This is a genomic window from Pelagimonas phthalicica, from assembly GCF_004364805.1.
In the GTDB taxonomy this organism is placed as follows: domain Bacteria; phylum Pseudomonadota; class Alphaproteobacteria; order Rhodobacterales; family Rhodobacteraceae; genus Pelagimonas; species Pelagimonas phthalicica.
In genome coordinates this window covers 1,582,318-1,594,233 of sequence record NZ_SOAP01000002.1, presented here as the reverse complement: position 1 = coordinate 1,594,233, position 11,916 = coordinate 1,582,318, and the positions used below count along the sequence as shown (strand labels likewise).

The window sequence follows — 11,916 nt, the reverse complement described above, 5'->3', positions numbered from 1 at the left end:
GATAGAGGACAGGGGCGGGAGATGGACGGTCAGAATAATATGAAACGCGCCAGCCTGTTTTCTAAACGCGTGGTTTTCAGCTCCTTCATGATGCTTGCAAGGACGGTTGCCCCTAGTCCCACAATGGCCGAAACCATCACCTGTACTGTTTTCGCAAAAGAGCCGATCCACTCACGAACGCATCGCAGGATGAGAGTGTTTGTCGCAACCGAAAACCCAGACCCATCTAAAGCGCTGGAATTGGGCCAAACTCTGGCAACTGACTTGTTTGCAAGCAACAGTCTGGATTTTGTCGTGGTCTACGTGACCCGGATCGAAGACGGGCTTGATCGGAATGACCACTCGGCAATGACAGCGCTTGCTGAGATCAACTTTAACCCAGGGGTCACACCGGTCGTCAAAGGCCGCTTGCAGGGGAAAGTAGTTGCGCACCCGGTGCGCGGAAATGGCGAACTGGCCACTCTTGTCGCCAAGCGAAAAGCCGTGTCGGCAGCAGAAATATCATCGCACTACATTTCAGCAAGGGAAGAGGGCACCCAATTTACTTGTGTCGAGTAGAGAAACGGCTATGGGCCTCCGTATCAAAGGACTGCGCCAAGAACGGCCCATACCTGCCCTCCAGCTACCTCCCCGGTTTCTGCAGTCGCAGCCTTTTTTCTGCCGTTCGCTGCCAAGGAATAACTGATAGACGTTGCAGGTCAGGCTGACACGCCGAAATGGATGACCACCTAGCTGCGCAGAAATAGTCGCGGGCTCCGGTATTGCTTCGTGGCAACTTAAATAGCGCTAGCTGAGTTAGATTGACGCCGCTGATGAACGCGCTTGGGCGATTCTCCAAATTGCGTTTGAGCCTTGCGTCGATTACGTCATGAATGAATTCTGATCGGACGTCATAGAACTTTTTGATTGCAGCTCGTATATCGTGCTTACGGGTTTCATTAACTTCCAGCAATTCGACCAACTAGTACTGGAGCTTTCGACTGATCCCATCGCCTTTCGGCCTAAACATCAGTTCCTACGATTGCGAAAGGTCAGGTATTCTCTCGGAAAACAAAAATAGATTCGGGGAGTTTCGCCCATGCGAGGCTCAAGCATAGACTGGAGCAGCCCTGTATTTAAGGCGTCATTGCAGTATTCCTTGAGGGTCAGAAACAAACTTTGCCCTTGCACTGCCAATTTCACCGAAGCCGGCAGGGTGTTTACCGTCAGATGCCACCAATCGGAATACGTCATAGTTTATTTCTTCATTCACAAATGTCAATGGGGCAACATTTCTTGATGATTGAAATCGATACTGGATACACTCTTTTTTCAAAGTATCTCCGGGTGTTTAGGCGTTCCGTTCTACATTAAGTAATCTGGGCTAGCGAATACCACAAGCTGCAACGGCGAAATAAAGCGGATGGCTACCATTTTTTGCATACTGCGGTCTCCAAGTCGGAAGCGTGCGTGCAACTCATCGCCAAGAATTTCAGAGACTGTGGGGCCACTTCAATTCTTGTTCTAGGGATCTGTTAAACAGTTGGTGCACTTGCTACCAAAGACCGAATGCTTGAACACGCTCTACTAAATGAACCTTGACGATGCGCGGGCAAAAATAGAGAATTGGCGAAACGATTGCACGAATTGCAACTCCACAGCGCAAGTGGGAACAAAGTAACGATATCTCCATTATGTCGCTCAATGATCGAAGAACCGCACTAAGATACCTGTTCCCGCGAAGGTCTTCGGCCGGGCGGCCTATCTCTAGGAAGCAGTTTAGTCACTTGCGATGACCCGCACCATCTTCATCTCGTCGACCTTCCACGACATGCAACACGAAAGGGATTTGTTGGCGCGGCGGGTATTCCCGAACCTGCGCAGCAGGTTTGAGACCCCCGCAGCACCGATCCGCGAGCGGGATTTGCGCTGGGGCGTGACCCAGACTATGGCCCAAGATGGCGGCGCGGTGGGCGTGTGCCTGAACGGGGTTGCCGATTGTTTTCCCTACTTTCTGGGCATTGTCGGCCATCGCTGCGGATGGCAGCCCGAACCGGCGGCCGTTGCGGCCTACCAGGCGCTGCTTCCGTGCGATTTGCCTCACGAGTTCGGTCTGACCGGACTAGAGATCGCTGCGGCTGCCAAGCTGGCGCAGGGGCAAGCGCGCACTTTTCCGGTCTTGTTGAGGGATCTCGCATTGTCAGAAGAGCTCGGCCACGCGGTGGAAGAGATGGGGCTGTTCAAGGACTGGATGCTTTCGCACCCGAACCTGCGCGTGATCCCTTACCACTCACTCGAAGAGTTTGCCGAGCTTGCCTTCGAGGCAATGGCAACGCAGCTATCCGAGGGAACTGCCCAACCGCAAGGGCTGGCGTGCTCCGCCGCCCTCCCAAGGTGCCAGGTGCTGCAGACGTTAAATACGGCCTCCAAACCCGGGGCGTCGCTGATTCTGACAGGGCCAGAGGGTTGCGGTCTGTCATGGATCGCGCAGGTGTGGGCGCGCCAAGCCGGGGCGCAGCGCGTCCTGGATGGGCGCCGCCTGTCTCTTGAGGCCAACAAGGTGCCTGTCCTCCCGCTCCAGACCGGGCTTTGGCACCGAATAATCCGGTGGCTTCGCACGCTTTTTGCCAGAGGCAGGCCACGATCGGCCTGGTCCCGCACGGTCTATGATCACTTTGAGGCCGGTTTCCGCACTGAGGCCCACGCAAGCCTTGCCGCTATTGCGGGCGTTCCCAAGATTCACGAGACCCGCCTCGTCGTGACGCGCAACGCAAGGTTGCTTCAAGAGGCGCAAAGCGCGGGGTGGCGAATTGTCAATGCCCGCAGCCCAAACCGGGATGAGATCCTCGCGTTCAGCGCGGCGTATCTGGCAGGCTTTGGCAAACGCCTGGAGACCTCACAGGTCAATCTACTGGCCTGCGCGCCGTGGTTACCGGATATCCGCCTCACCCGAATTGTCTTGGACGAACTGCGCCGCTTTGGATCGATGGAGACGCTGAGCGAACGGCTTGAAAGCTTGGTCGCTCTACCCTCGCACCACGCGGTGCTGGGCGACATCATGGCCAGTTTCAAATCCGTGCTGCCCGCCGCCTGGGCTCCCTCAATCGAGCCGATGTTGCTGGCGATGAGTTACAGCCTGCGCGGACTCTCAGAGCTAGACTGCCGCGCGATTGCGGCACTGTCGGTGGACCAGCCAGAGGCAGATCTGTTACCGTCGCATTTGTGGACCTCATTCCGACAGGCATTTGGCGCTGCTATCAGCGATCAAAACGGGCGCGTTGATATTGGCTCGGATGGGGCCAAGGACTACACCAGCCACCTAGCCGAGACCTCGCCCGAGCTACGCATCCGAGCCGAAGCCGCTTTTACTGCTTGGCTGCAAACCGCACTGCCGGAGCAGCAGGCGCTTGAAACGCCGCGTTTTGCCTTGAGAACAGGCAGTGCAAAGGCGCTGGCACATTGCCTGCAGGACAACCAGATGGTGGGGTTGATCCTCGACCAGGGCGAGGTCTTCTTAGAAGGCTGGCTTGAGACCTTGCCCGCAGACCTTCAACAACAGACGTTGATCATTTGGGAGACCTCCCATGCCCAATTCATGCCTCAGCAAGCCTTGCCGCTAGGTCTCATGTGCCTTCGGGTGTCGGAAAATACCGTAGGGGCCGCCTTGCTGCAGCGCGCCGCGACGGCGGATGCAACGCGTCCCATGGCAGAGCTAACCCTGGCCCTGCTGAACAAGGACACAGAAGCGTTGAGCCGGACCGCAAGTGCCATAGATTGGAGCACCCAGTACCCTAAACCAGAAGACACCTCTGCCGCGCTCTTTGTGTTGACCGCCATCGCAGAGGATCTATTGGAGATCGAAACAACCGATCTGAAGCGCGTGCAAAAAGCAATCCCGCTCTGGGCACGGCGATCCGCGCCAGAAGTCGCTGCCCAGCTCTGGCAACTCTTGGGGCAGATCTCCTTGACATTCGCTGCTTGGCGCGATGCTGCGCGTTTTTTTGAAAGGGCCGAGGGCCTCTGCCGGCAAACAGGTAATGCTTCGGCGCTGATCGTCGCGCTCGAGCGGCGTAGCACCGCTTGCATGGAGTTCAATTCCTTCAAGCAGGCGCGCCGCAGCGCGCAAGACGCGAAAGGTCTTGCCCGGCAGATGGGGCTCTTGCGGCTGGAAGGCCTGGCCATAGAGCGGCTGATTGAGATCGAAATCGCGACGGCCCGGTTTCCAGAGGCCGACCAGCTGGCGCTCGAATATCTAGAGCGCTCGCGTGACGGGGTTGGGTCAGCGGCCAGGGCACGGGAACTGAATGAAAAAATCTTGGTGGCGAGTTCAGGGAGCAATTGAAGCCCCTCGGCCTGAGGCGAGTGATTTTGACTCAAACTCCAATTATAGTAGAGTTCTCCTATCCTTTGAGTCGTTTTTTTCGTTTGGGTTTAGAGATGTCATTTAGCATTGATAGCCATATTGTTGTGATGATCTGCATAAGTGTTGGGCTTTGGCTTCTGACGCGTTTTGTCTTCGAAAAGCGAATCCTGAATGTGCTGCGACAGGCAGAGGCCGCAGATTACCCCAAATACGCCAGTCGCTTGGCGCTGAACGCGGCGCTGCGCCACATTTCGGGCTGCGTAGTTCTTGCGGGCGCTGTTGTCATAGCAACCTGGGTGACACTGAACATCTTGGTGCCGAATGTTCCCGACTCTGATGACGGCCTAAGCACACTGGTAAGCTTGCGCGCAGGGATCGAAGAGGTCTTGGAACATGCCCGCGCCTTCACCTTGGGGACCTGGGTCTTCCTGCTTGGCTTCCTGGCGGCGCTTTGGCTGTTTCTGAGCTTCCGCAGCACCAAAACAAAGTGGTCCAGCGCCATTGAGGCGCAGCACCAGGCGGTGGTCTGCGAATTGCGCGATCTGAAACCAGATGCGGTTCGGGCTCGGGTGGCCGAGCGGCACCCAGAGAAGCTCGCTGCCTTTGACAAGGACGTTGAGGCCCTTGTCAGCGCCAACCAGACCGCACTAGACGCCACGCTTGACCTACCGGTGCTGTCCATGGGGGCGGACCAAGGTGCGCGCGGCAGTCTGCGTGACCTCGAGCAGTTCATCGTCGCCGAGCCCGTACTTTCAGAGGACGCGCCCCCCGAACGGCAGGCAGAGCTGGCCGGTCTGCACGAAGAGATGAAGGAAGGGATTGGCCGGCGCCTGCGTGAGTTGAAGCGCGAGATGCGGTTCAAGGTTGTGACGCTGACAGGTGAGCGCGACGTCTCTGTCGACGCGGCAGAGCGGGACATTCGAGACGTAACCGCTAGCAAGTCGGTCCAGACACAGCGCCTGCGCGACCTCATGGCCGAAGCAGAGTTAGAGCGCTACAATTCGCTCGCCACAAGCCAGGTGCGGTCCGAACCAGAACTGTTCCGCGAATGGGTCACTGCACTTTTGTCGAGCGAGAAAGCCGTGCGCGGCGCCGGCTTTCTGGGCAAGCTAGCGCGGGTTGCGGTGATCGTCGTGTTGATCACGGGCCTTGTCGGTGTCAGCGCAAAGGTGAACGGGCCCAACGCGGTGGCGCAGCTGCGCAACATCGAGCTGACGATGGCGGGCAGATTGTCGGACGCAGAGTTCGCCAAAACCATGGCTGGTGCCGCGGATGACAGCGTCGACGACGAAGTGGAACTCGCCTCGGACGCCGACACAGAGATTCAGTTGGCCAATGCGATGCGAGAAAGCGTGGCCCTGGCAATTCAAGCCGGGCATCTGGGCGCTGCCACCCGCACCATCACGCACCGGCAGCGCTTTGAACTCGGCGCCGTCGGCGCGCGGCAAGAGATCCTGCGCAGCTCGGCCAGGGTGGCACCAACTCGGGCTGTCATGTCCGCCGCTGTCACGGCGACCTTCCGGGCCAGCACGCCCTCGGTTCCCAAAGCCGCCGCGCAATTCGAAGGCATGCTGCAGCAAAGCATTGACCGGCGGATCGAGCGAATGCGCGCGCATGAACCGACCTGGCGTAAAATGCGCGCCGCTGCGGTGCGCCCGGCGTCGCGTGACCTAGTTTCGAAGCAGTTCTTCAAGGCCGTTTTCCCCGGTGACCGCCTGCCAGCGCCTGGGGCGATGCAGTTATGGGTCGACCGGGCAACAGTTGATGTGGCGCGGAACGCGGTGCGCTCCGGAAGCATCCCCAGCGGCTACACCGCTGCCGCGCGGGTGGACGCCATGCCGGGGATCATTTCGGATCGGGACAGGCGCGTGGTCCGGGACGCGAGCAACAAGATGCCACATAACGTTTCCAGCCATATCGACCGGGTTAACACCGGCCGCGTGGATGCTGGCTCGCTGCATCGTTCGGCTCCAAGCCCGATACGCGGCACGCCGGTCACCAGCACCTATGCGAGGACGTTCCCTACCAACACCTCTGCACGGGGCGGGGGCGGCGTCAACGCGCGCTCTTACTCCAGTATCCGCTTCAACCGCCGCGTCGGCGGGGTGGTTATCGGGCGCAATCCCTTTGCCTCCGAGATCGAGCTGTCAATTGTCGAATTCCGAGCCGAATTCCGGCGGACCCTGCGCGGTGAGGTGATCGAGATAATGCTTGTGCCGGAGGTGGGCTCGCCCATTTACATAGGGGCCTTCCACCCAGCCATCGCCCACCACGCCTTGGCCTACGCCGCAGATGGGCGGGTCGTGGCGGCGACCCTGCCGCAGATCCAGCAGGAAAGCGACGGCGGCCACCAGGTTGAGGTCCCCACCCGGCCCGTGGTAGTACACCCAGCGTTTGAAGACACCACCTTCGCGTGCGCCGCGATTGAGATCGACCGCTTCGTGGATGACAACATGTATGGCGGCCTGCACGCCCAGGCCGAAGCGATGATCGCCGCCCGCGATGCGGTCACGCGCTTCGGACGGGCGCTGGAAGTCGCGCCGTCTGGTCAGTTCACCGCGGCTTCGATCGGGGACTACTTGCAGGACGTGCAGGCTTACGTCCAAAGCTGTGGCGCGACTGGGACTTGTTTCCCGGTTGAAGACTACGCGAAGGCGGGGCTCAATTTTTCTGGCGCCCAAGAGTTGCTGTCATGCATGGCTCGCAATTCGGATGTGGCAGCCAGTTGCAGGAGCAACATTATACTCTTGAACAACTCTATGGCCTACTCCGTCGACAGTGGCGTTCGAGAACAGCCCTACACTCTTGACGCAGAGCTGCGCTTCCTACGGCTGGATGCGCATCGAGGCGACCCGCTTTGGCCGATGGACTTTATCGTGCAGGCTGTGCCCGTCAGCCTACATGAAGGCGAGGGCGACCTGCCCGATGACCTAGACCCCTGGGTCTTCCCTGTCTGGGGCGACGACCTGCGCGCCATGGTCGAGCTCTACGTCAAAGTGGACGTAGAGGCCGGGCAGGTGCTGAACCACATGCAGCAGTTCACCGTTCTGCAGCGGATGTTCCGGTTGGCCCTCGACGGTACATTAGGGGTAAACTTCCCCATTGAAAAGCTGATCGAGATGCACGAGGCCACCAAGCCCTTCGTCAACGAGCGGCGGCACGAGCATTGGAACTTCCCTCACGCATCACCTCCGAGCCAAATCCTCGATTTCTTCGATAAAGAGGCGTGGGGGCTGCGCAGCGCCCTGTCAGAGTTGACGAGGTCCCGCAGCGAAACCCTGTGCGGCGAGAAAGCCAGCGCCCTGCTCGACTTGTCATCGGGGCAGAGCCTGCCGGAAGACGCGGACCTGTGGTCCGGCGTGCTTGAGGTCGCAGCCGTGTGCGAGCCCGAGGACAATAAGTTCGCACCCTCCAACCTGACCCAGCGGGTAGAGGCTCTGCATCGGCTGAACCTGATCGAAGAGGCGCTTTCCGTCCACGCCGCCCATGGGATACCCAGCCCTCTTGGCTGCCCGCCGCTTTAGGGGAGCGAAGAAGATGGCCCAAGACGCAAACGGGGCGCTGTACAACGAACTGACTAACGCGAAGCTAGAGAGCTATGCACGGACGAGCGATGTCAAAGCAACGCTTGAGGAAAAGCTGGAAAGCTACACAAGACAAGACGAACTAGGCTCAGGACCCATTGATTTTCGGTCTGCTGCGTGATTCACGGCTGCAAAACAAGTGGTGAACATGTCGGATCTTTTCTAGCTAAGCGACGAGCAGATGGCGCGTCTAGAGCCCTTCCTCCCGAAGTCCCACGGCAAGCGCCGCGTTGATGACAGGCGCGTCTTGAGTGGTATTGTCTTCATCAATCGAAATGGCTTGCGGTGGCGGGTGCGCCCAAGGAATATGGCCCGCACAAGACACTATATAACCGTTGGAAACGGTGGAGCAACGAAGGCATCTTTGCCCAGATGATGGTCGGTTTGGCTGCCGAGCATGGTGAAGAAAAGACAGTCATGATCTACGCCACCTATCTCAAGGCACACCGCACGGCGTCCAGTTTGGGCGTAAAAAAAGGGGGCGCGGTCGCCTGATTGGGCGCACCAAGGGTGGCATGTACACGAAACTACATGCTGTCTGCAACAGCCTGGGGCGACAGATCAGCTTTTTCGTGCCTGCCGGACAAGTCAGCGACTACATTGGAGCAAGGGCACTTCTCAGCAACCTGCCGAATGTCGAATGGCTGCTCGGGGATCGCGGCTATGATGCAGACTGGTTCAGAGAGGCTTTGAAAGACAAGGGGATACGCGCCTGTATTTCGGGGCGGCGGCAACGCAAGGCAACGGTCAAATGCGTCAAGCGCCGTTACAAATTGCGCAACCGCATCGAAATAACGTTCGGTAGGCTCAAGGATTGGCGGCGTGTGGCGACCAGATACGACCGGTGCCCCCAAGTCTTCCTCTCCGCAATCGCCCTCGCGGCCCTTGTCATCTATTGGCTATGAGTACTGAACCTAAATCTATGATTTCTATAGCAAGGCACGTCAATTATGCGCAAAGCGCGGGCACCGACATCGACCAGATGGACAGTACCGTAAGACGATCAAAACGCACAACACGTTCTCAGCATTGCAAGCTGAGGTGTCCGTCAGATCAAGTCTGACGTTTTAAACCTATGTATCGACCCCGTGAAATTCTGCTCGTGCTACAAGGAGTAAAATGTAGTCATGAGTGATACGATGACAGCAGTCAAAAGATGGACAGCCAAGCGGAAGTCAGCGTTGGTTGTTGAGATAATTCAAGGCGAGACAACCTTTACCGAAGCCAGCCGGACCTATGACCTGGCCCCGTCAGAGATCGAAACTTGAGACGAGGACGTAAAGCGAGGAATGGAGAACGCCCTGAAGGCGAACCCACTGGATGTCCGTCAAGAATATGAGAAGCAGCTCAAGGGCCTGCAAGAGGCTTATGGGGAGGCCATGTTGGAGCTCAGAGCGCGAAAAAAGTTGCAGGCCCTCATGGTGCGGGAGGACGATCGATGATCCGGACGCTTCATGAGGGCCTGCGGCCGGATGGAGACGTGATCTCGATCAGCAAACTCTGTGCCTGGTTCGGCGTGCCCCGGCGGACTGTGTACTTCAAGCCAAGCAAGGCTGCCCCAAAACTGAACAGCACGTTTGTCGATCCCATCAAAGCGGTGATTGAGGAAAACCCTTCGTTTGGCTACCGTATCGTCACTTACCTTTAGGGGGGCAATAAAAATACGGTGCAGCGGGTCTTTCAGTTGAAGGACTGGCAGGTTCGGAAACGCCCGACGGGTGCTCGTCCCCGCATCCAAGCCCTACCATCTGTCGCGCAGGAACCTAATGAACGTTGGGCCACTGACCTTGCACGCGTGTGGGGTGGCAAGGACGGCTGGTGTACGGTTGCCTTGGTTGTGGACTGCCACCGCCTCGAACTGCTTGGATGGCACCTGTCTCGATCCGGAAAGGCGATTACTGCTGCATTCGCCTTTGAGCATGCTCTCATCGCGCGCTTTAGTACGCTGGGCAAAGTAGAGATGCCCTTTCTTCTGCGAAGTGACAAAGGGCTGGTTTGTATATCTCGCAAGTACACGGCTTTGATCAAAAGTTTTGGCCTCTAGCAGGAGTTCATAAACCCACACTGCCCACAGCAGAACGACACGATGGAACGATTGATCCGGTCGCTGAAAGAGCAATGTGTGCTTCGACAGCGATTTTTGGGCCTTGCACATGCCAGCCGCGCAATTGGTGCATGGATACAGTTCTATAACAACCGCCGCCCTCATCAGGCCCTTGCAATGCGCACGCCCGTCGAGGCATTCAAATTTGCAGCTTAACCTGAGCAGATTACGCTGGGTCAGTACGCCTAACTCATGATCAATCGCGCTTGCACCACTTTGATCTGTACCTGGGTAATAGGCAAGCGCTGCGAACTTGGCAGGTCAAACAAATTCCTTGCTCTTCATAGTACACCTGTTTTCTAGACGTCGCTGTCTTCGTTAAGTTCGTAGAGTCTTTTGAACTCTTCTTCCCTCATTGCCCATCCATCGGTCCTGTCTTCGTCATTAAAAACAACAAAGTCGCCGGCATGATAGTTGGTAAATCCCGAGGTTGAGCGGACCTTTCCTGCTTTTTGAGCTCTCTCGGCCCAAACAAGCCCGGTCTTCTCATAGACCCCGTCGCTAACTTGACTATAAGTCTTCTCGAAAATTTCACGGTCAATCGTATATGCGTTGCCGTTGTTGTTGACGAGCCAGTCTCCGGCTCGTGCAACCTGAACATCGCCCCATTTCTTGTAAGAAAAGCCTTCCGTATCCAAAGCGATTTGAACCGCTATGACGGTCGTCATCTCACGCCTACGGTATCGCTTTAGGGTCGGCATATTTCGTTCCTTTGCAAGCTGAAACTAGGTGAGATCGAAAGCCTCAGGAAAGAGCTGATCCAACACCTTGTTTTGCGCGTCTAGGGTAGCCAATTCGTAGAGGATTGACATGTTCTTGGGTTCATCCATTACCGTCAGGTTTTCCAAGAGCTCGATGGAGATCCCGGGTTTGAGTTTGTCGACCTGCTCGCGCAATAGCTGCAAATCAAACCGAGCATACCTAAATTGCGGTGCGCCACCAATATTGTCGCTGGCTAGGTCTCCGAGTTCGCGATCAATCTTTCGATGAGTTTCACCCGTTGATAGCCATTGCGCCATCGTCTCTACGAGTGCCCCGGCATCGTCCATCAGTGAAAGCAACGACTGCACAGCGCCCTTTGCGGAAATCCATGTAGGCTCTTTGCTTGGATCGCCCCTTCCCGTTCCGATCGACACGACCAGCATACGATCCGCTCCCGCTTGCCAGTTGACCCTGTAACCACTCAGCGTCGCATACATAAAGGCTTGCAGTGTCGGATTGTTGAAAGGGCTTACGCCACCATCGACAAACTCGCCGACAACCTGTTCTGGCCCGATGGCTTCGCTAATTCTGATTTGCTCCGGCTTGAAGAAACTTGGTGCCGCAGTGGAGGCGCGAACAACCCTCCACAAAGGATAGTTCTTGTTCGATCCCCATTGGTCTTCTGGCTGTGCTTCATAGTATGCGCCTTTGGGATTGTTACCGAGAGCCCAAGTGCTGCCTGTGTCCATACGCTTTGTCACAACCAGAAGCCCGGTTTGAAGCTCTTCGCTTCCCAAAGTAGTCTCTTCACCAAGAACTGCTTTGAGATGAGAGGTGAGTTTTTTGTGGCTATAGCGAGCCCGCAAAACACCGTGTCGCCACATGCTCTTATAGAAAACCTCGCGACCGAGCTTCATGTAGATGTCGGTGATTTCGCCGACTGTCATTCCTCTTGCTAATCCAGCAGCGATGATTGCTCCCGTCGATGTCCCAGCGATTAAATCGAAGTAGTGCGCAAGTCGGAAATTGTCGTTGTTACCAACTCTGGCGCGAAGAATTTCTTCGACGCGTTTAAGATATCCTAGGGTCACGATGCCTCGAAGGCCACCGCCATCTAGTGTCAAGATGCGTTTGCCCCCCGGCTTTTGGAAGTGTTCATCTCTAGTCAGGATTTTATAGGTCAA

General features: G+C 57.0%; 8 protein-coding genes and 1 pseudogene. 7 read left to right on the top strand and 2 right to left on the bottom strand.

From position 1 onward, the window contains the following. Positions 1-21: 21 nt before the first annotated feature. From CLV87_RS17830 to CLV87_RS24375, 7 genes and pseudogenes are all read left to right on the top strand, one after another. On the top strand, positions 22-558 hold the full coding sequence (locus tag CLV87_RS17830) for a hypothetical protein (protein ID WP_099247581.1): 537 nt from the start codon (positions 22-24) through the stop codon (positions 556-558). A gap of 1,213 nt (positions 559-1,771) precedes the next feature. Further along, positions 1,772-4,321 (top strand): DUF4062 domain-containing protein, encoded by a 2,550-nt coding sequence (locus tag CLV87_RS17825; protein ID WP_099247579.1) that lies wholly within the window; start codon positions 1,772-1,774, stop codon positions 4,319-4,321. Positions 4,322-4,386: 65 nt separating this feature from the next. After that, the gene (locus CLV87_RS17820; protein WP_133840837.1) at positions 4,387-7,866 is read left to right on the top strand and encodes a hypothetical protein; all 3,480 of its coding nucleotides are present in this window, start codon (positions 4,387-4,389) and stop codon (positions 7,864-7,866) included. A gap of 241 nt (positions 7,867-8,107) precedes the next feature. After that, positions 8,108-8,831, top strand: a pseudogene (locus tag CLV87_RS17815) (IS5 family transposase). A gap of 222 nt (positions 8,832-9,053) precedes the next feature. Beyond that, entirely contained in the window at positions 9,054-9,194 is a 141-nt protein-coding gene (locus CLV87_RS24200) for a DUF1153 domain-containing protein (protein WP_235871971.1), read from the top strand. A gap of 170 nt (positions 9,195-9,364) precedes the next feature. After that, complete coding sequence (locus CLV87_RS24070) at positions 9,365-9,574, top strand: hypothetical protein (protein WP_208293353.1); 210 nt, start codon at positions 9,365-9,367, stop codon at positions 9,572-9,574. A 405-nt stretch (positions 9,575-9,979) separates the two neighbouring features. Beyond that, positions 9,980-10,186: an integrase core domain-containing protein gene (locus tag CLV87_RS24375; RefSeq protein WP_370739648.1), complete on the top strand. Its 207-nt coding sequence runs from the start codon at positions 9,980-9,982 to the stop codon at positions 10,184-10,186. 143 nt (positions 10,187-10,329) lie between these two features. Here CLV87_RS24375 and CLV87_RS17795 read toward each other — a convergent pair whose 3' ends face one another. After that, entirely contained in the window at positions 10,330-10,698 is a 369-nt protein-coding gene (locus CLV87_RS17795) for a hypothetical protein (protein ID WP_208293352.1), read from the bottom strand. A gap of 57 nt (positions 10,699-10,755) precedes the next feature. Further along, positions 10,756-11,916: a patatin-like phospholipase family protein gene (locus tag CLV87_RS17790; protein WP_099247571.1), complete on the bottom strand. Its 1,161-nt coding sequence runs from the start codon at positions 11,914-11,916 to the stop codon at positions 10,756-10,758.

Bases quoted from the DNA above. Each gene is read 5' to 3' on its own strand.
- CLV87_RS17830 (WP_099247581.1), top strand. From the start codon at position 22: ATGGACGGTCAGAATAATATGAAACGCGCCAGCCTGTTTTCTAAACGC.
- CLV87_RS17825 (WP_099247579.1), top strand. From the start codon at position 1,772: ATGACCCGCACCATCTTCATCTCGTCGACCTTCCACGACATGCAACAC.
- CLV87_RS24200 (WP_235871971.1), top strand. From the start codon at position 9,054: ATGAGTGATACGATGACAGCAGTCAAAAGATGGACAGCCAAGCGGAAG.
- CLV87_RS24070 (WP_208293353.1), top strand. From the start codon at position 9,365: ATGATCCGGACGCTTCATGAGGGCCTGCGGCCGGATGGAGACGTGATC.
- CLV87_RS17795 (WP_208293352.1), bottom strand. From the start codon at position 10,698: ATGACGACCGTCATAGCGGTTCAAATCGCTTTGGATACGGAAGGCTTT.